Source organism: Clostridium sp. MCC345, assembly GCF_018785345.1.
Classification (GTDB): domain Bacteria; phylum Bacillota; class Clostridia; order Lachnospirales; family Anaerotignaceae; genus Anaerotignum_A; species Anaerotignum_A faecicola.
The window spans coordinates 120,551-139,901 of the sequence record NZ_WQPP01000003.1 but is presented as its reverse complement, the minus strand read 5'-3'; the positions used below and the strand labels follow the sequence as shown (position 1 = coordinate 139,901).

Sequence of the window (19,351 nt, the reverse complement as noted above, 5' to 3'; positions counted from 1 at the left end):
AAAAGCCCTATTTCCCATAAAATCCACTGAAATCAAAGAAAAACCCGCCCTGCGCCATGCAAAACGGGTTTTTGTTGTCTCTTATTTCTTATTTATCGGATTCCAACATGGAAATCTCTCTTTCATAATTGATAGCACTGCTCTTGACCTCATCCGGAATCTCTCCAGCCTTCACATTGCCCAGTTGTGTCAGCTCGGAGGAAATGCGGTAGGTTTGCACGGTGATACCACTGCTTTCATTATCACTGCTCAGCTCCGAAAGCACATTATTCGTGACCTTTTCCAAGGCCTGCGCCAAATCTATTTCATAGGAAATCGGCGCGCCTGTTTTTTTGTCCAACACAAAGGTAACAGGCACATCCCCTATACCCTTGAAATAAACCTCAGAAAGGCTGCTCATGCCTGCAATCTGGAAGAAACGTCCTGCCGCCTCCACATCATACAGCTTTTCCGCAGGGATATCCGCAGAAATGACAGCCTTGCCGCCGTTCTCCTGCATGGTGCAGTTTTCTGCCGCCGCAAGCAGGGTTTCCATGTTTTCCGCCGTGTTGTAAATCTGCACGCTGTTCATGGCATCGGTTTTCTGCAAGGTCATTTCCGTCCATTGTCCATCATAATTCATGTATTGATTCACGCCATCCTCGTTCTTTTCCGCTTCGCCCTTTTGCAGATAAAGAATGTATCTCTGGCTGCCATTATCAAAGCCCATATCCGTATCCACTTTCATATAAAGCGGCTCCTTCACGAAGGTTACGGTTCCCTTTGTAGTCATGCTGCCCCTTCCTGCGTTGTTCATTGCAATCGTGGCATCAAAATTCGCCGTAAAGCTGTCCTGTCCTGCAAGTGCCGTTTTTGCCGCCTGCACATATTCCTCCGCAGAGCCGAGCGCCGCCTCCTGTGTACCTGCGCCACAGCCGGATAAAACCAGACAGACAATAATAAAAGTCATACCCAATCCTCTGCTTTTTCTTTGTTTCTTCATAGGGATTCCTCCTTCATGCCTTCGCGCCGCAGCCCGACAAAAGGCAACAGAACACCGCTTTTCTCAATCCGATTGTAGCGTAAATCTCCACTCATTGCAAGTAAGTTCCCCTTTTCTTCATAAAATTCTAAGAAAATTGTAAGAATTGAGGGATAATTCTCCACTTCACAGATACTGATACCTCTTTCGCAGGGCGGAGAAAGCACCTATGGTAATCAGGATAGAGGCAAGCTCCGCCACCGTAATGGCGCACCAAACGCCATCCAAGCCAAAAAAGAGAGGCAAAATCAAAACTGCCGCCACCTCAAAAACAACTGTACGCAGGAAGGAAATTGCCGCAGAAACCATCCCGTTGTTCAATGCCGTAAAGAAGGACGAACCGAAAATATTAAAGCCGCTCAAAAGGAAGGAAACCGCATAAAAGCGAAGTCCTCTCACAGTCATGGCATAAAGCTGTGCATCATAGCCGACAAAAAGCCCCGAAAGCACGCCGGCAAAAAGCACCCCTATCGAAAGCAGCACAATGCCTGTCCCCAAAAGCAGCTTCAGGCTCTTTTTCAGCACATTCTGCAGCTCCGCCTTCTTCCCCGCACCATAGTTGAAGGCAACGATGGGCGCAGAGCCATAGGCATAACCCAGATAAATCGCAATAAAAATAAAATTGACATATAGAATCACGCCATACGCCGCCACGCCGTTTTCCCCCGCAACCTTCATCAGCTGTGCATTATAGAGCATTCCCACCGAGGACATGGAAATATTCGACACCAGCTCGGAGGAGCCGTTCGTACAGGTTCGCAGCAGCGCACCCCCCAGTAATTTTGTTTTTACCAAGGCAAGCCGACTGCTGTTTTTCCTTGCAAAATAAACAAAGGGAATCAAGCCGCCGACACATTGCCCCAATGCCGTTGCCACCGCCGCACCTGCCACGCCCCAGCCAAGCACCGCAATGAACAGCGCATCCAGAACCATATTCGTCAGCCCTGCCGCAACCGTTACAATTAAGCCAAGCTGCGGCTTTTCCGCTGCAATCAAAAAATTCTGGAACATATTCTGGAGCATATAAAAGGGAATCCCCAAAAGCACAAGCCTCCCGTAAATCATGCCGTAGCCGAGCATGGCATCATCTGCGCCCATTTTAAGAAGGATTTTTTTCAATGCCGCAATGCCGAGCATCGTCAGCACAAGCCCCAAGCCAATCGCAAAATAAATCAGCATGGAAAAAATCCGATTTGCCTCCTCTTGCTTGCCCTCTCCCAAGGTTTTCGCCACAAGGGCAGTGCCGCCTGTCCCCAGCATAAAGCCGAAGGCGCCCAAAACCAATGTGAAAGGGATCACAAGATTGACTGCCGCAAAGGCGGTTTTCCCAACAAAATTGGAAACAAACAGCCCATCGACCACGCCATAAATCGAGGTCAAAATCATCATGGCAACCGAAGGGATGACAAACCGAATCAGCCTGCGATAGGTAAAATGATCCGATAATTGGATATTCATACGTCTTCTCTCCTTTTCAATTCAAAAAAACAGCCCGGTTATTTGCATAACCGAGCGCACTCGACATCTTTTCAACTTTGTAATTGCGACTACAAGTTCTCCGATGAAGATATATTTTATTTGATGATGACTATTGTAACAGAAATAAAGGTGCTGTCAATCCCCTTTCTTATGCCCTTATGCCAAATCCACGCCAGCAATATGCCGGATAACCTCTCCTGCCAGAATCATCCCTGCCACAGGCGGCACAAAGGAAAGACTTCCGGGAATCTGTCGTTTGCCCGTCTCCTGCGATTCTGCCGGCTTTTGGGGCAGCTCCTTGGAATAAACCACCTTCACGCCGCGAATGCCGCGCACCTTCAATTCCTTCCGCATCACCTTCGCCAGCGGACAGACGCTTGTTTTGGAGATATCCGCCACCTCAAAACGGGTCGGGTCAAATTTATTTCCTGTCCCCATGGAGCTGATAACCTCTGTCCCCGCTTTTTTCGCTTCTTCTATCAGAATCAGCTTGGAGGTCACCGTATCAATCGCATCCACAATGTAATCATACGAAGCAAAATCCAGCAAATCCCTGTTTTCCGCACCGTAAACCACAGGATATTCCACCACCTCGGTCTCCGGCAGAATCTCATGAATTCGCTCTGCCATGACAGACGTTTTCCTTCTGCCAATCGTTTTCTGCGTTGCAATCAGCTGACGGTTGATATTTGTCAGGCTTACCACATCTCCATCCACAAGGGCAAGGTGTCCCACGCCGCCTCTTGCCAGTGCCTCTGCCACAAAGGAGCCGACACCACCAATACCGAACACTGCCACACGCGCCTTTCTCAGTTTTTCTATGCCTTCCTCTCCCAGAAGCAGCTCCGCTCTGGAAAATTCATTCAATTCGCTCATATCATTCCTCTCATTCCTTTGGTTCTCTCAGCTCCTTGGGCAGCTTTTCCCAAGGCAGCCGCTCATACAAACGGAAAATCTTTCGCACAATGCTGTCGCCGCCATGTCCCTTTAACTGCCGCTTCGCCGCCGCCTTTGCTTCCGCTTCGGCATCCGCAGTTGCATAGGAAAGCTGTGCAGAGGTCAGCATGGAAAGATCGTTTCGGTTGCTGCCAAAGGCAACACATTTCTTCTGCGGGATTTCCTCCATCAGCCGCTCCAGCATATATTTCTTCGTTGCATTTTTATGATAAATCTTCAAATGACAGTATGTCTCCGGCGTTTCCGATTTATCCCGCAGGAAAAGCAGCTCCTGTTCGGTATCCATCTCTTTTAGTTCTGCCTCCAGTGCATCCGCATCCGCATCCTGCAGCACCAGCAGGATATACACCACAACACCATCCTCCGGCATTTCTCCATAAATATAATTGCGGTAAGGCGATCGGCGGTTAGAAAGATACAATTCTCGTTCCACCTCATTTTTAAATTCGCCAAAATAAATCAAAAGCACATTTTGCCAGACCACGTTCAGGAAATAATGATACTCCTTCTCCTTCACAAGGGTGCAGATTCTGTCCACCCATTCCTTCGGCAGTCCGCTTGTCGCACGGTATCGCTTATCCTTCACATCATACAGCACCGCCCCATCCATCGCGATAACAGGCAGGCGCAAATCAAGCCCCTTTAAATCCGCCATCAGCGAAGCGGGTGTACGCTCTGTCGCAATGGTAAACGGCAGGCCATCCTGCAAAAGCTGATTCAGCTCAAAGGAGGCATAGGGCGAAATACCGTTTTTTTCGTCGTATAATGCCCCGTCAAAGCCCGTCACAAAGAGATAGTCCTCTGTCCTTTTCCGTGGCAGATGCAGATTATTGACCCCCAGAGAAACCAGAATCCCGATAATCGTTTCGACAGAACGATTGATTGCCCCCTCCAGTGGCGTATACCCCACATTAGAGAGGCAGACACTCAGCAGTACAATCCCTGCCAGCGCAGAAGCACCCGTGCGCTTCAATAAAACCGTCACATACATCACAGGAATGACCGCAAAGGAAATCACCAGATATCGCAGGATACGCACCTGATAGGGAATATATTGGATCAGATACAGCACCAGAAGCGCAAAGACTGCCCCCAGCAGTGTGCCGATAATACGGTTTATGGAAACCTGTATGCTGTTTTCCGCATAGGGCTGCATACAGATAATCGCGGCAATCGTAGAAAAAATCGGTACGCCTTCCTCTCCGCGCAGAACATAAAGAAAAAAGCAGATGGCAACCGCCAATGCTGTTTTCACCATACGCATACCGACTCTCGGAATATTTGCAACCATAGGATTTCACTCCTTTTCGCTGTTCTTATTGGCAAAGTATAGAGGAAATCCCTTCTTTCTGTCAAGCTATCTGCCAAAAAAATGCAGGAAAATGCTTATTTTACACGGTTTCCCCCTCACATAACAAAAAAACGCAGACTTTTCATCTGCGCTTTTTTTATAAATATGCCGTACCCTCTGCCACTATAGCAACACTGCCCGTAATTTCAATTTTCGTAACCGCTCCATTCTGATAAGAAACCGTTGCGTGCATCACGCCGCCGGGCTGCTTGAGGGAAACGGTAATATCCTTTTTCTCCCTTGCCGCCAGATATGCCCCGACAGCAGAGGTTCCGCTGCCGCAGCCTCTTTCCCAAATGAGACTGACATCCTCCACCGCAACCAGAGGTTTCAGGCTTTTCTCCTTCTCATCAAACAGCAGAAGCCCAAACACAGGCGGCAGCTCCTTCGCCCAGACCCTTGCCGCGCGTTCTGCCTTTTTTGCCGCATTCTCGCCCCAAAGGGACACAGGGACGAGGATATGCGTAATGCCTGCGAAAACAACTGCGGTCAGTTCGATTCTTTCGCCATCCAGCGTAAATGCTCTCGTTTCAATGCACTGCGGCAGGGGCATTGCCACCCTGCCAAGAAAGCGGTGCTCCGTTTCTCGTTCTATTTCGCAGCGAACAAGCTCCTCCGCACCGGAAACCTCAAGCGTAATTTCCGTTTTTTCGCCAATCGGCAGATTTTTCTTCTTCGCCAGCCATGCCGCCAGAGAAAGACTGGCATTGCCGCAAAATTCCCCTGCCATCATTTGCAGGCGTTTTTCTGCCGCAGGATTTTCCGCTTCCTCGATATAGCCTGCCTGCTCAGCGTATACACTGCCATAGGCAATCAGCCTTTCTGCCACAGCAAGCTGCTTCTCTCTTGCCACAGGCGTTTCGATGAGCAGCGTCATATTTTCCGTAGGGCTTGCTTTGATGAATTTCACTTCCATCCGACCACTTCCTTACTGCTGAAAACGGCTCAGGAAGGCTTTGGTACGTTCTTGCTGGGGATGATTGATGACCTGTTCGGGTTCGCCCTCCTCCACAATCACGCCGCCATCCATAAAAATAATATGATCGGAAACATCCCTTGCAAAGGACATTTCATGTGTCACGATTACCATTGTCATGTGTTCCGCCGCCAAATCCTTGATAACCTTCAGAATTTCGCCCGTCAGCTCAGGGTCAAGCGCGGAGGTCGGCTCGTCAAAGAAAAGAATTTTCGGCTTCATCGCCAATGCACGCGCGATAGAAACACGCTGCTGCTGTCCGCCCGAAAGCTCACAGGGATAAGCGTTTTCCTTGTCCGCCAGTCCCATTTTTTTCAGCAGCTCCCTTGCCTCGGCATAAATTTCCTCTTTTTTGCGCCTGCCGATCAGAATCGGCGGTTCGGTGATATTTTTCATGACGGAATAATGAGGAAACAGATTAAAATTCTGGAACACCAGACCGAAATGCTTTTTGATGCCCTGCAGGGTTTCCTTTGCGGCATAAACCGCCTTGCCCTGTGCGTCCGCCTTTGCGGCATAGTCTCCCAGATAAATCAGATCGCCGCCGTCCATGGTTTCCAGCATGGTTGCGCAGCGCAGAAGGGTGGATTTCCCAGAGCCGGAAGGCCCAATGATAGACACAACCTGTCCTTCTGTTACAGACAGAGAAATATCCTTCAGCACTTCGTTTTCCCCGAAGCTTTTATTGCAGTGCTTAATTTCCAATACCTTATTCATTGTATGCCCTCCTTTCTTAATGGTAATAGCTCAGTTTCTTTTCAATGCGTTCCATTGCGAATGCAACCACACCATTGAAGATGAAATAGAACACACCCGCAACGAACAGGGGCATAATACTTGTTCTTGCAGATGCAATCTGTTTTGCTACAGTAAACATTTCCTCATACGCCAGTACGAACGCAAGAGAGGTATCCTTTACCAGTGTGATAACCTCATTCGTCACAGGAGGCAGTACGCGCTTCACCATCTGCGGGAAAATGATGCGGAAAAAGGTCTGGTTTTTATTATACCCCAGAACGGATGCCGCCTCATATTGTCCCTTGGGGATGGATTCGATACCGGAACGGTAAATTTCCGCAAAATATGCTGCATAGTTAATAGAAAAGCCGATGATAATCGCAGCGAAGCGGTACCATCTGGGCAAAGAAATACGGAACAGATAATAAGGTGCAAAATTCACCACCAAAAGCTGCAGCATCAAGGGCGTGCCGCGCAGAATGGCAATGAAAACCTTAATGACTGCCTGCAAGGGCTTTATTTTTGACATACGCCCGAAGGCAACCAAAAGCCCCAAGGGCATGGAAAACAGCAGTGTCAGCACAAAAATCATCAGGGAGGAACCCATGCCGCTTACCAGCTGCTGTGCAATAATCGCAAAATTCATAGTAAATTTCCTTTCTTAACCGTAAAATGCAGGAATCCGAGAAATTCCTAAAACGCAGGAAAGGCGGCAGGAGCCTTCCCACCGTCTTTCCCAGCTTTTTTCATAACTGTTTCTTTCTTATTTTCCCAGGCAAAGCATCTGATCCAGATTGTAATCCTTATACTTTGCTGCGATTTCCGCCAGAGTACCGTCCTCTGCCATTTCATCCAGTGTTGCCTGTACCTGATCTCTCAGCTCTTCATTGCCCTTCTTGAAGCCGATTGCATACTGCTCTGTGGAGAGGGGCTCTTCCAGCATTCTGAATTTATCTGCCTTTGTTGTCAGCTGATACTGTGCTACGCCGATATCTACCGCGATGGCATCATTTGTACCTGCCTCCAGATTCATAAATGCTGTGTTGTAATCTGCGATTTCATCCAGAGATGCGAAGGAATTTACGACATCTGCCTTGGATTCATCCTGCAAAGCGGAAAGTGCGGAGGAGCCTGCCTGTGTGATGACGTGCTTGCCTGCCAAATCAGCCTCTGTCTGAATATCGGAATCCGCTCTTACAACATATACGATGCTGTTGTCAACATAGGGCTTGGAGAAGGTGTATTCATCCTCTCTGCCTGTCATGGTGAAGCCGTTCCAGATACAGTCGATTGCGCCGCTGTTCAGCTCCATATCCTTTGCATCCCAGTCGATGGGCTGCTTTACCAGCTCCCAGCCGTTTCTTTCGCAGACCTCAGCAGCCAGATCCAGATCAAAGCCGGCATAATCGCCACTCTCTGTTCTGTAGCCATAAGGAGGATATTCCGCATCGAAGCCTACAGTGAAGGTCTTTGCGCTGTCAGAGCCGCCGCAACCTGCCAGAACAGACGCACCCATAACCATTGTCAAAAACAGTGCCAAATACTTTTTCATACGTTATCGTCCCCTTTTTCATATCGTTTTTTCATTCCTGCGGAGCGTCGCTCCTTTGTTCTTCATCATAGTATCACATTACCACACTAAAGTAAAGCAAAAGAATCTGCTTTTTCGCCATTATTTTTTATGCAAAATACACAACTCCTTTCGCGCCCTGTGTGCAGTGCCTTCCATCCCTTTCTCCCATCCTTCTGCACGCCGAGTTTTTGTCGATTTTTCAAGATTTTTTACGTTTTTCTATTGACAACCGCGAAAAAAGGTATATAGTGTAGGTATAAAAATAATACAATCAATATCAGTAAAAGATGCAGCCGTAGTCGACAGCATCTCAAACGATAATAGCAAACCCATCGAAAGGTGGCGACGCAAAGCTATAGGGCCTTACCCCTTGAAAAAGGGCTGGCAGCCAGTTACCGAAAGGAGATTCCGTATGAAACGGCTTTTTTCTTGTGTTTGCACATTTGTTGCAGCCTTTATTTTAATGTCTATGACAGGCGTGGTAACAGCCAGCGCTTCTACAGGTTCTATTGATACTTCCCATGCAAAAGATGGTTTTGTTACCGTAAATTACGCTTCCGATTCCAAATTGAAGGTCGGCATCCAGTACGGTGACAATAAGACCTCCTATAAAAACTGCCCCAGCGGCAAAACTGCAGAATTCTCTCTGGACCAGGGCGATGGCACATACACTATTACCGTATGTGAAAACATTTCCGGTACAACCTATCAGGTTGTCAGCAGAGAAACCGTAAATGCAAAAATCAAAAACGAATATGCTCCCTACCTTATCTCCACCGCAGATGTGCAGTTTGCAGCAGGTGATGCAGTCAGCCAAAAGGCGGCTGAAATCTGCAAGGGCGCAGCAACCGATGCAGAAAAGGTAACCGCAATCTACAACTACATTGCAGGGCATTACACCTACGATACAAAGCTTGCAGATGAAATTACATCCGGCAAGGTAAGCAAATATATCCCTGACACAAGTGCTACGCTGAACAGTAGCAAGGGCATCTGCTATGACCTGTCTTCCCTGTTTGCAGCTATGTGCCGCAGCCAGAGCATCCCTTGCTCTTTGACAAAGGGCTATGCCGGCAGAAGCTACCATGCTTGGAACAAGGTAAACGTAGACGGTGCTTGGTATCAGATTGATTTGACCTACGCTGTAACAGAGCGTGTACTGAACGCAAACAGCCTGTCCGATTGCGTATCTCCTTTGCACTACGCACAGCAGAGCGATTCTCTTGCAATCGCAGCATAACAGATTGTAATAATGTAATAAAGAAAAAACACATAGCAGGAAGTCTTTTCTTCGCTATATGTTTCCTATAACAAAACCATTTCTACCTTTACAGATAACGCAGACACAAACGCATGGTATTATCTGGCGGTACAGGAAGCAACCAACAGCCACTACAACACAAGCAAGGAAAACTCTGCCTATGAAAAATGGACAGGATTGCGCAAAACACTTGATTAAATCGAATTAAGCTGATTATATTCGATTCGGTTGTTTTGCATAAAAACAGCGCTTATTTTCCACCATAAAACAGACAAGTTTTCTAGGTTTAGATGGTGACATGTCCCCATTTTCCGTGCCGCCATCATTTTTCCGGATTTTTTTCAACAAAACTTGCATATAATTGCATACAAATATGTTGAGAATCCACAAAAATACTTGAAATTTTATCAAGCTGTGATATAATACATTGTAACACGACTTTGCAATGTATTTTATCTATATAAATACATTATAGTATTATCTGTGCGGCTCGTTGAAAGAGCGTGTGTACAGACAAAGGCACAGCCGACGAAAGCCGGTGTCGCAAAGCCAAGGGCCTAACCGAATTTTTCTTCGCAAGGCAGCCGGTTGCCAAAAGACATATCGTATCCTCCTTCTTCGGGTCTCACAAGAACAAAGAAGGAGGATTTTTTATGATGAAAAAGAAATCAGGCAAACGCTTTCTGTCCTGGCTCTTGGCTGCCGTAATGATAATTGCGTTGATGCCGGCGACTGCGTTTGCCGAACCACCCACTGAAAGCAGCGGAAACACAGAACCTGCTGTTACAGCCTACTGTCCCAGTTCCGAGGGCGGTACAGATGTTTCCGTAGGGGGATATGATTCCTCTCCGGCAGCAGAAACAAAGGATACTCCCACAGAGGAGCCTGCAAAGGATACTCCCGCAGAGGAGCCTGCAAAGGATACTCCCACTGAGGAGCCTGTAAAGGATACTCCCACTGAGGAGCCTGTAAAGGAATCTCCTGTGGCAGATAAAACAACAGAAGGCGCTCCTGCACAAGAAGGGGCTATAGAAAACTCCACAGACGAGAAAATCACCGAGGACTTGAAAAATGAAGTATCTGCGGCTGAACTCGCAGGGCTGACAGCCATGTTCGCTGCTCCCGTATCACTGGAGCTTTATGCAAATAAGAGTTACCCCATTTATGTTTATGGCTACTTCGTAAATGGCAAAGACAAGAATGATGAGGATAATATTCTTTCCGGGAAAGACGGTCTTTTTGGTAAAGACATTAAAATTCAAAAAGATAACAAGAAGGTACAGACTGTTAAATGGAATGATTATTCTATTATAGGAAAGCCCAAAAGTGATTACATTACCTTTGGCAAAATCGAAAATGGTACAACTGTGAAACCTGCTAAAGATGCTGAAAAAGAATCCATCTCCGCCGATGTTTTAGAAGCAATGCTGACTGCTTCCTTAGGCGATAGCACTGATATGCAGAATCAGTATTTCAGCTGGAAGGATGTTGCGATTGATGATTGGGATTTGCATATTGCCCGTGATGCAACCAACTATTCTGATGAGGATGGCAAGTACACTTGGCACATGGATGGTAAAATCCACACATACAAAATCAAGTATATGGCGGATAGCACTGATGTTTCCAAAGAGGCTCACGTTGACAAAAACACCTACTACTGCGGCACATACACTATCGACACTTACAAACCGAACGCCCCCAAAGGGAAAGTCTTTGCAGGTTGGACAGTAAACGACGACACAAATAGTGGCAAATATTATCAGGGCGGCGATACAATCACTCTGAAAGACCACGATACAGATAATACCGGGAAAATCACTCTGAAAGCACAGTGGGAAGACCAAAAATACCCCGTGTATGTTTATGGCCTCTTTGAAATACAAAAATACGACCTTTGATAAGAACTCCAGCCTCTATATCAACGGCAGTACCGATTCTATCAACTTGAATAACGACAGCTTCATCACTTTTGGTGCATTAAATGATGCAACAACCTTTGACCCTGCCCCCTACAAAGATCAAGGTGTAATTTCCAAGGAAACAATCCCCACCGCTGAAATCGAAGCGCGGATAGAAAAGGGGGATGTGGAACTTAGCGACTCTACGGGCAGTGCAAAGACAAATGGTCTGCTTACAGAATCCACCAAGATTTCTCCACTTGTCAGCAAATGGTATGGCTTAAAATCTTGCCCCGGCGCTACAGACTATGTTGAGGGGGATGACGCCACTTGGCATCTGGATGGCGAAATCAATCTCTACAAAGTAACTTATGCAAAAGGCAACATCCCTGACGGTGAAGATTTTACGCTTCCCAAAGAAGAAACCTACTTCTTAGGTGACTACACTGTTCGGAAGATGGAAACCTCCTCTCAGAATTATAAATTCTTGGGTTGGGTGTATGAGAACGAACTCCTCAAAGAAGGGTCCACAATTAAGGCCCCCAACAAAGATATCACCTTGACCGCAAAATGGGAAAAGAAACCCGTGGTTTATAAAGTTAACTATGATTGGGGTACTTTCGCTCCTTCCGACCAAACTTGTCCTACTAACGGAAATTCTTATGAGACCGAAGCTGCAGTTCCTATGGATACTACATTCAACAGCAATTCTACCTCCAATGCAAATAACGGAGAACAAAAAGGTCTTTGGACTTTCAGCGGTTGGACGAAAGATGCAACTATCCAAACCAATTACGGCGATGATGTAATAACTAAAACCATCACCTACAAAGGTACTTGGACATTCGAGGCGAAGCCTATTACAACAACCTATAAGGTTGTATACAAATGGGATGGTGGCGACGGTGTTCCCGAAGGTGTTACCCTTCCTACAGACAGCACCTCCTATGACTCCGAAACCGCAGCCAAAAATGCGGTGGATAAGAACTTTACAAGTGCATCCACTTCCAACGCAAAAAAAGGCGATAAAGAAGGTCTTTGGAAATTCTCCGGTTGGACACCTTCCGATCCTGTAGATTCTACTACGGAAGAACACACAAAAGTTATCACCTTCACAGGTACTTGGACATTCGCAGAAAAGGTTGTCAAGGTTACCTACGATTGGGGTACTCCCGCTCCTTCCGACAAAACTTGTCCTACAGGTGGAACTTACAACACCGAAGAAGCCGCTAAAGCAGATATGGATAAGATCTTTACAAATACATCCACTTCCAACGCTCCTAACGGCAGTATTGCAGGTTCTTGGAAATTCTCCGGTTGGACTGAAACAAAAACTACTTCCGATGATGGAAACACTATTCTCATCGCTCTGACCGGTACTTGGAAATTCACACCATCCGAAACCAAGACCATCACAGGTGTTCTGAACACTCTGGTTTGGAAATCCTTCACTGCACAGTACAACTACAGCACAGAAGGAACCTTCACTGCAACCGCAAAGGTTATGCCTGTTCATCCAGAAATAAATTCCTACGCGGCTGAAGTAGATGAATCTAGCGACAACAACACAAATACTCCGGGTACAGACAATGCAAAAACCTTCACCGGTACGGTTAATCTGAAAACAGGCGAAACAAGAGCCTTCAACTTCTCCGCAGGTAAAGGTGTGGCTGATGTATTAGACCCCGACACATACTACGAAGTCAGAGTCTCCGAGGTTGAGGGCAACCTTTCCAAAGTAACCTATGACACCACAAAATACATCCTCACATTTACCACAGATAGGAATGCTGTAGTGGACTATATCTGGATTGCAAAAGAGAAGGATAGTGAGAATGATCATCCTGAACTAGAACCCGTAGAAGGCACAACAATCACATTCCACAATATTTACACCTACAAGCGTCACCATTCCTCCAGCGACGGTGGTAATGGCGGCGGCAAAAAAGAGGAAAAACCTACCGTAGAAATCAAGGATGACGATGCACTGGGTCTGAATAACACAGACCACTTCGCATACATCGTTGGCTACGGCAATGGCGAGGTAAGACCTCAGAACTCCATCACCCGTGCAGAGGTTGCGGCTATCTTCTTCCGCCTGCTTGAGGATGACGTTCGTGATGCAAACTACACTCGTCAGAATAAATTCACAGATGTAAGCAACGATGCTTGGTACTGCAGTGCAGTATCCACACTGAGCGCGATGGGTATCATTTCCGGTTATCCCGATGCTACCTTCCGCCCCAACGCATCCATCACTCGTGCCGAATTCGCCGCAATCGCAACTCGTTTCGATGTAAACGGCGATAAAACACCCGCAAGCTTCAACGATATCGCAGGCCACTGGGCAAAGGACGAAATCGCTGTAGCAGCCAATAACGGCTGGGTAAACGGCTATGAAGACGGTTCCTTCCGTCCTCAGAACAAAATCACTCGTGCCGAAACAATGTCTCTGGTAAACCGCGTGCTCAACCGCAAACCTGAGACAGCCGAGGATCTCCTGGAAAACATGGCAAAATGGACAGATAATGCCGATACCAACGCTTGGTACTATCTGGCAGTACAGGAAGCAACCAACAGCCACTATTATAAATACAAAGAAAATTCTCAGTATGAAAAGTGGACAGAATTGCGTGAAACTCGCGACTGGTCCGAGCTTGATAAATAAATCATAAGCGCTTACAACTCGGAAGGGTTGCTCCCTTCCGCTCCTCTTTTAGACCTCCGGTTTTAAGCCAAGAAAAACCGGAGGTTTTTCTTTTGCTTTTCTGCAATCAAAAAGGACGAAACCCCGTTTTCGGAATTTCGTCCTTTTTCTATTCCTTTTTTATCCTGCAATTGCACAGATTCTTACAATTTTACCCTTAGAATCCTTCGTCAATGCAACCGTGCAGTCATCCCTTGCATCCGAGCAGGCATCCAGAAAGTCCTGCAGTCCATACAAATCCTCATCATATCTGAGGTTTCTCTTATAATCATCCGCATCCGCCGCCGCAGAAAGCTTATACACAAACTCTGCACGGGTGCTGATTTCAAATGTCTTTTTGCTGCCGTCTACCCTTACCTCGATTTCATCTGCTCTTCTGTCAACAGATACCAACTCGCCGCGTGCATCCTCCCAGAACGCCGTAATCGTTTTTACCTCACCACTGCCGTTATAGCCCAGCTCCACATAAATCTGGGAATCGCCATAGGCATAGTCCAACTCGCTGTTCAGCTTCGTCAGACTGATGCTTTCGCCGCCCAATTTCACTGTTACGCTGCTTGCCAAATCCATCTTGATATTCAGCCCTGCCGCCGTAACGGTAATGGTTCTCTTATCCTCAACCAAATCTCTGAGATAGCCTTCCTTCGCGTCTGCCATCTCCGCGGTAATTTCGCAAACATCACCATTCTTATCGAACCCCAACGTAACATTGAAGCTGTAATCCTTATAGCTGTCAATCAAATCGGAAACATCCCTGTTCTTGCCATTGATGGTTACATCCACATCATCCGCCAAACCATAGGTATAGTCCTTTTCCTTCGCTACAATCGTAAGCTCTCTCTTGCTGATTTTACTCAGCTTGCCCTTGTTATTACTGCTGAATTTCGATACCGCAAGAATCTCCGTTACCTCGTCATCCCTGTTGGTGTCCACCGAAACGGTGTACGCCTTGCCATCGCGATAGCTTTCCCGCAGGGCAGAAACACTGCTCTTTTTACCGTCAATCCGCACTGTCACATCATCACTCAGGTTATACTGATATGTCTTACTTCCTGCCGTAAATTCAATGCGTTTGCTGTTGAGGAAGGTCAGCGTGCCGTTGTAATCATCCTCCATAGAGGTAATCTTAATCTCCGAAACCCTGTTATTCTTATCCAGCTTCAGGGAAACCACAAAATTGCTGTCATCATAATTCCGTTGGAATTTGCTGAACTTCATCGTATTGCCGTTATAGGTAACCTCCACATCGCTTGCCAGAGTGTAGGTATATTCCTTCTTGCCGGATTTGATGGTAATCTCGTCATCCTCCACATCCGTCACAGTGCCGTCAGTGGGGTTGTTTGCATTCACCACCGCTACAACCTTCAGCACATATTCATCCTTATCCAGAGTCAGTGTTACGTCATAGGAGGTATCCTCCAAGGCTCTGGAAAGCTTGCTGACGGTCGATTTCTTCCCATCCAGTCTGATTTCCACATCATCATCCAGATAGAATTTCTTTTCGGTCGAGCCATCCTTGACCGTAATCTTGGAATCGGTGATATCCTTCAGCTCATATTTCTTTTCAGTTGTCTGCTTGATGCCGTTCTTGGAATATGTCACCGTGATACTGCTCATATACTGCCCTTCGTAGGTCACCTTCACAGTATCCCCTGTTTTGATATCCGAAAGAGCAATCGTCTGTCCGTTATATTTCGCCGTTACCTTTCCTTTCACCCCAAACAGGCTCAAAGAGGAACCGCTTGCCGTCATCGTCAGGAAAATATCCCCATTCTGCATCGTCTTGCAGTCGGTCACTGTCCCTGTTGCGGTTTTCCGGTTGGTTTCCGTTCCCTTATTTTCCACCAGCTTATTATAGGATTTTACGGAAAGCACCGCCATCTCCGCACGAGTGATGTTCTTCTTGGGATTGAATTTATTATCCGAATCCCCCACCATCAAATTCACTCTGTACAGCAGCTCCAGATAGGGCACTGCCGTTGCGGAAATCGCATCCTTATCGGCATAGCCCAGTGTTGCGCCGGATTTTACGTCATACCCCTTTACGGTATCCATCGCCTTCCCGAAAATCACGCCGACATCCTCGCGGTTTGCCGCCTTTGTGCCGCCCTGCAGCTTATTCAGCTCCGCCGTTGTCAGAATACTATTTTCCAAGCCGTATGCCGTTGCCTTATACGCCCATGTCGGGATGTTATACGCGCTGATTACAGGCTTCCATTTTGTCACCGTTGCATCATTGACATCCTGCTTCGTGTATGCCTTCATGATGGAATACATCAGCTGTACCGCTTCGCAATAGGTCACGTTGTTTCTCGGCTTGCAGTAACGCTTGCCGTTTTCCTCGTAGCCGCTCATCAGCCCAAGCTCTGCCGCCTGATTCAGAAACGGCTTAAAGCCCGACCACGTCACCGTGTTGATATCCACAAAGGTTGTTGCCGCATAGGCAGGCACTGAAATACTGCCCATCAACAGGCTTGCCGTTGTTGCCAAGGTTAGAATCTGCTTTGTTTTTTTCATACCTTCTGCCCCCTTCTTGTTCTCTGTTGTCTCCAAAAGGACAAACCTCTCTGCCATAATTGTATCATAAATTTCAGGAAAAAATTCTTTCAATTTCCTTAATCTTTCGCATTTTTTACGACTATCTTTTCTTTTAGACGAAAATTTTTCCGTTTTGTTCCATCCCTGTCCCCTGCTTCGCATAAACAGAAGCCATCCGGTTATCCATTAAAATCGTCACTTCATTTTTTCTTTCTCCGCTGAAAGCCCTTTCGTCATTTTTCCTATACAAAACATCGGCTTTTCTTCACTTTAACATAGAAAAAGCCCCTCTGCAATCGTGATTCTGCCGATTGACAGACGGCTTTCTTTTCGGTAATGTATTTCTATAGAAACACGATTTTAAAGGAGGTATGATACCCATGAAAAAACATGAATTACAAACCCCTGCCATCCTCTTGGATCTGGATAAGCTGGAACACAATATTCAATCCTGGCAGGCACTCTGTAACGAAAACGGCAAAGAGCTGTGGCCCATGATTAAGACGCATAAAAGCACCGCCCTTGCGAAAATGCAGCTGGACGCAGGCGCAACAGGCTTTCTCTGCGGCACATTGGATGAATGTGAAATGGTTTATCAGCTTGGCGCAAAACATATCATGTATGCTTACCCCACTGCGAACCCTGTCAATATCCGCCGCCTGCTGCCCTTTGCCAAGGATGCAGAGCTGATTATCCGTCTGGATACTGTCCGTGCGGCAGAAATTTTAAACAGTGAAGCGGAAAAAGCAGGTGTCATCGTATCCTATACCGTCATTGTGGATATGGATTTCCACCGCTTCGGGATGCCCGCAGATGCAGTTGTGGATTTCGTAAAAACGCTTTCCTCCTTGAAAAATCTGAAATTCCGCGGCATTTCCACCCATCCCGGACAGGTTTATGGCTGCACCACAAGAGCCGCTCTGGAGGAGGTTGCTAAGCTGGAAAAGGATACCATGAAAAGGGCTGCCGATGCTCTGGCTGCGGCAGGCTTCCCCTGCGAGATCATTTCCTCCGGCTCTACCCCCACCTTTGAGATTGCCGTAAAGGATAAAACCCTCAACGTAAGCCATCCCGGCAACTATACCTTCTTCGATAACATCCAGATTTCCCTTGGCACCTGCGGCGAGGATGCTTGCTCCTTACGCGTATTGGCAACCGTTGTTTCCCATCCCTCCGAGGGGTTCTATCTCTTTGATGCCGGCTCCAAATGTCTGGGTCTGGATCAGGGGGCGCACGGAAATTCTGCCATCAAGGGCTTCGGGTATGTTGTCGGGCATCCTGAGCTGACGATTGTCGGGCTTTCCGAGGAGGTCGCAAAGGTAAAGGCAGACGGCACATGTGATTTGAAGGTCGGTGATCAGGTTGAAATCATCCCGAATCATTCCTGCTCCACCGCAAATAATACCGGCTGGTATACCTGCGTGCGCGGCGATGAGATTGTAGATTTCATTGCAGTCGATGCAAGAGAAAACAGTAAGAAAAAGGGTGCACTATAATACGAAAAAGGGGGTCCATTCGGACTCCCCTTTTTTAACTTGAAATTCCCGATTTCAAGTTATTAATTAAAAATCTCACTGGAAACGTATGTCTTGCCGTCCTTCAGCTCACTGGGCATTGCCGCCTTCATCACCATATCGCCCTCAACTACATATTCTGCGCTGCCGAGCGTAATTTCAATGGAGGTGCCGTCCTTTTCCAGAACGATGGGCTTCTGCTTGCCCTGCCATTTTACGGTATAGCCGTTTTCCTTTGCCGCCTCTCTCAGAGGAACCATCATCTGTGCCTGCATTTTAGGCTCATTTCCCATTTCTTCCCCTGCTTCTTCTGCCTGTGTCAGCAGCAGCACCAGAGAGGGTGTTGTCTGTGCAGGAATGCTTCTTGTTGTAATATCATAGAATACCAGTGCATCCTGATTCTTTACATCCTCAGCGGAAAGCTTGATTTTTGCGCCCTCCATGTTCAAAATTCTTGTTTCATCGGAAATATTCAGCTGCAGCTTATTTGTCTTATCTGTCAGGTCATCCCCGAAGTGTCCAACCATCATATTGTCCGCATCTGCATTGGCAACTACTGCTGTCACGCTGCCCAGATAAGGGGGCAGACTCATACCCATAGGGCTGTTTGCGCTGTAAACCACTGCAACCTCCATGCCCTCTGTCAAATCAGCCACTGTCTTATAGCTGCCGTCCTTTCTATCCAGAATCAGGCTGTTTGCATCAACTGCAAAGCGCAGACCGCCATTTTTGTTTTCGATTTCCACAACGGAAACACCGTCTGTTCCGGATTTCTCTACAGAAACAATCTTGCCGCTTTCGCCCAAGAATGCAGCCTTAGCCTGCTTTGTGTCCTCTGCGGTTGCCAACACGCCCTTGGTTGCCTCTGCCGCTGTGCCGCTCGCAAATGCTGTTGTGCCTGCCAGCATTGTCAGCACCATACCCATTGCCATAACCTTTGTCATATTCTTTTTCATATTCATTTCCTCCTAACTAAATGGTGTGGTATTGTTTTCTGTTTTCGTTGTATACCAATCAGACGTAATCTATTTTGCAAAAGTTCCGCTTTTTTTAAAAAATTTTCAGATTTTTATTGTTTCTTTTTCCAAACAAAAAGATCTGCTATTTCATCCTTCTGAAACAGCAGATCCTTCGCTTTTATTTTTCTTCTTTTTCGTCCTCGTCCACAATTTCAATGTTATCCAGCTGTGTCTTGAAATTTGCGCGGAATTTAATCAGGAATTCCTGACGCAATAAGGTCTGCTCTTCCTTTTCCGCTTCGGTCAGACCAACGGTTTTCGCTTTCTTCGCCAGTTCATTGATACGCTTTGTCAAAGGGGTTTCCTGTTCAAACAT

Annotated in this window: 15 protein-coding genes and 2 riboswitches; of the genes, 4 read left to right on the top strand and 11 right to left on the bottom strand. The window is 46.9% G+C overall.

Features of this window, described 5'->3' with window-relative positions:
- Window positions 1–88: 88 nt before the first annotated feature.
- The 8 genes from GPK49_RS00775 to GPK49_RS00740 form a co-directional block, all read right to left on the bottom strand.
- Window positions 89–982: a hypothetical protein gene (locus tag GPK49_RS00775; protein WP_215676461.1), complete on the bottom strand. Its 894-nt coding sequence runs from the start codon at window positions 980–982 to the stop codon at window positions 89–91.
- A 165-nt stretch (window positions 983–1,147) separates the two neighbouring features.
- The gene (locus GPK49_RS00770) at window positions 1,148–2,479 is read right to left on the bottom strand and encodes an MATE family efflux transporter (RefSeq protein WP_215676460.1); all 1,332 of its coding nucleotides are present in this window, start codon (window positions 2,477–2,479) and stop codon (window positions 1,148–1,150) included.
- Window positions 2,480–2,656: 177 nt separating this feature from the next.
- Window positions 2,657–3,376, bottom strand: a complete 720-nt coding sequence (locus GPK49_RS00765) for a tRNA threonylcarbamoyladenosine dehydratase (protein ID WP_118580831.1) — start codon at window positions 3,374–3,376, stop codon at window positions 2,657–2,659.
- 10 nt (window positions 3,377–3,386) lie between these two features.
- On the bottom strand, window positions 3,387–4,748 hold the full coding sequence (locus tag GPK49_RS00760) for an HAD hydrolase family protein (RefSeq protein WP_215676459.1): 1,362 nt from the start codon (window positions 4,746–4,748) through the stop codon (window positions 3,387–3,389).
- A gap of 157 nt (window positions 4,749–4,905) precedes the next feature.
- Window positions 4,906–5,724 carry a hypothetical protein gene (locus tag GPK49_RS00755; RefSeq protein WP_215676458.1) on the bottom strand — a complete coding sequence of 273 codons (819 nt, stop codon included), beginning with the start codon at window positions 5,722–5,724 and terminating at the stop codon, window positions 4,906–4,908.
- A gap of 12 nt (window positions 5,725–5,736) precedes the next feature.
- Window positions 5,737–6,501 (bottom strand): amino acid ABC transporter ATP-binding protein, encoded by a 765-nt coding sequence (locus GPK49_RS00750; protein WP_215676457.1) that lies wholly within the window; start codon window positions 6,499–6,501, stop codon window positions 5,737–5,739.
- A gap of 16 nt (window positions 6,502–6,517) precedes the next feature.
- Entirely contained in the window at window positions 6,518–7,168 is a 651-nt protein-coding gene (locus GPK49_RS00745; protein ID WP_016406698.1) for an amino acid ABC transporter permease, read from the bottom strand.
- A 117-nt stretch (window positions 7,169–7,285) separates the two neighbouring features.
- Complete coding sequence (locus tag GPK49_RS00740; RefSeq protein WP_016406697.1) at window positions 7,286–8,074, bottom strand: amino acid ABC transporter substrate-binding protein; 789 nt, start codon at window positions 8,072–8,074, stop codon at window positions 7,286–7,288.
- Window positions 8,075–8,407: 333 nt separating this feature from the next.
- Window positions 8,408–8,495, top strand: a riboswitch (cyclic di-GMP riboswitch).
- 12 nt (window positions 8,496–8,507) lie between these two features.
- Here GPK49_RS00740 and GPK49_RS00735 point away from each other — a divergent pair.
- The 3 genes from GPK49_RS00735 (at window position 8,508) to GPK49_RS00725 (ending at window position 13,925) form a co-directional block, all read left to right on the top strand.
- Window positions 8,508–9,335: a transglutaminase-like domain-containing protein gene (locus GPK49_RS00735; protein ID WP_016406696.1), complete on the top strand. Its 828-nt coding sequence runs from the start codon at window positions 8,508–8,510 to the stop codon at window positions 9,333–9,335.
- 529 nt (window positions 9,336–9,864) lie between these two features.
- Window positions 9,865–9,952: riboswitch (cyclic di-GMP riboswitch) on the top strand.
- Between the two features lie 57 nt (window positions 9,953–10,009).
- On the top strand, window positions 10,010–11,257 hold the full coding sequence (locus GPK49_RS00730; RefSeq protein ID WP_215676456.1) for a hypothetical protein: 1,248 nt from the start codon (window positions 10,010–10,012) through the stop codon (window positions 11,255–11,257).
- Window positions 11,223–13,925 (top strand): S-layer homology domain-containing protein, encoded by a 2,703-nt coding sequence (locus GPK49_RS00725; RefSeq protein ID WP_215676455.1) that lies wholly within the window; start codon window positions 11,223–11,225, stop codon window positions 13,923–13,925. The genes GPK49_RS00730 and GPK49_RS00725 overlap by 35 nt, the downstream gene beginning before the upstream one ends.
- A 159-nt stretch (window positions 13,926–14,084) precedes the next feature.
- Here GPK49_RS00725 and GPK49_RS00720 read toward each other — a convergent pair whose 3' ends face one another.
- Window positions 14,085–16,481: an S-layer homology domain-containing protein gene (locus GPK49_RS00720; protein WP_215676454.1), complete on the bottom strand. Its 2,397-nt coding sequence runs from the start codon at window positions 16,479–16,481 to the stop codon at window positions 14,085–14,087.
- A 401-nt stretch (window positions 16,482–16,882) separates the two neighbouring features.
- Here GPK49_RS00720 and GPK49_RS00715 point away from each other — a divergent pair, with 401 nt between their 5' ends.
- Window positions 16,883–17,998 carry an alanine racemase gene (locus GPK49_RS00715; protein WP_215676453.1) on the top strand — a complete coding sequence of 372 codons (1,116 nt, stop codon included), beginning with the start codon at window positions 16,883–16,885 and terminating at the stop codon, window positions 17,996–17,998.
- 62 nt (window positions 17,999–18,060) lie between these two features.
- Here GPK49_RS00715 and GPK49_RS00710 read toward each other — a convergent pair whose 3' ends face one another.
- Window positions 18,061–18,972, bottom strand: coding sequence for a stalk domain-containing protein (locus tag GPK49_RS00710; protein ID WP_215676452.1), 912 nt, complete (start codon window positions 18,970–18,972; stop codon window positions 18,061–18,063).
- A gap of 181 nt (window positions 18,973–19,153) precedes the next feature.
- Window positions 19,154–19,351 (bottom strand): DUF896 domain-containing protein, encoded by a 198-nt coding sequence (locus tag GPK49_RS00705; RefSeq protein WP_016406691.1) that lies wholly within the window; start codon window positions 19,349–19,351, stop codon window positions 19,154–19,156.

Excerpts from the sequence above, each read along its gene's own strand:
- GPK49_RS00775 (WP_215676461.1), bottom strand. The coding sequence starts at position 982 with ATGAAGAAACAAAGAAAAAGCAGAGGATTGGGTATGACTTTTATTATT.
- GPK49_RS00770 (WP_215676460.1), bottom strand. The coding sequence starts at position 2,479 with ATGAATATCCAATTATCGGATCATTTTACCTATCGCAGGCTGATTCGG.
- GPK49_RS00765 (WP_118580831.1), bottom strand. The coding sequence starts at position 3,376 with ATGAGCGAATTGAATGAATTTTCCAGAGCGGAGCTGCTTCTGGGAGAG.
- GPK49_RS00760 (WP_215676459.1), bottom strand. The coding sequence starts at position 4,748 with ATGGTTGCAAATATTCCGAGAGTCGGTATGCGTATGGTGAAAACAGCA.
- GPK49_RS00755 (WP_215676458.1), bottom strand. The coding sequence starts at position 5,724 with ATGGAAGTGAAATTCATCAAAGCAAGCCCTACGGAAAATATGACGCTG.
- GPK49_RS00750 (WP_215676457.1), bottom strand. The coding sequence starts at position 6,501 with ATGAATAAGGTATTGGAAATTAAGCACTGCAATAAAAGCTTCGGGGAA.
- GPK49_RS00745 (WP_016406698.1), bottom strand. The coding sequence starts at position 7,168 with ATGAATTTTGCGATTATTGCACAGCAGCTGGTAAGCGGCATGGGTTCC.
- GPK49_RS00740 (WP_016406697.1), bottom strand. The coding sequence starts at position 8,074 with ATGAAAAAGTATTTGGCACTGTTTTTGACAATGGTTATGGGTGCGTCT.
- GPK49_RS00735 (WP_016406696.1), top strand. The coding sequence starts at position 8,508 with ATGAAACGGCTTTTTTCTTGTGTTTGCACATTTGTTGCAGCCTTTATT.
- GPK49_RS00730 (WP_215676456.1), top strand. The coding sequence starts at position 10,010 with ATGATGAAAAAGAAATCAGGCAAACGCTTTCTGTCCTGGCTCTTGGCT.
- GPK49_RS00725 (WP_215676455.1), top strand. The coding sequence starts at position 11,223 with ATGGCCTCTTTGAAATACAAAAATACGACCTTTGATAAGAACTCCAGC.
- GPK49_RS00720 (WP_215676454.1), bottom strand. The coding sequence starts at position 16,481 with ATGAAAAAAACAAAGCAGATTCTAACCTTGGCAACAACGGCAAGCCTG.
- GPK49_RS00715 (WP_215676453.1), top strand. The coding sequence starts at position 16,883 with ATGAAAAAACATGAATTACAAACCCCTGCCATCCTCTTGGATCTGGAT.
- GPK49_RS00710 (WP_215676452.1), bottom strand. The coding sequence starts at position 18,972 with ATGAAAAAGAATATGACAAAGGTTATGGCAATGGGTATGGTGCTGACA.
- GPK49_RS00705 (WP_016406691.1), bottom strand. The coding sequence starts at position 19,351 with ATGTTTGAACAGGAAACCCCTTTGACAAAGCGTATCAATGAACTGGCG.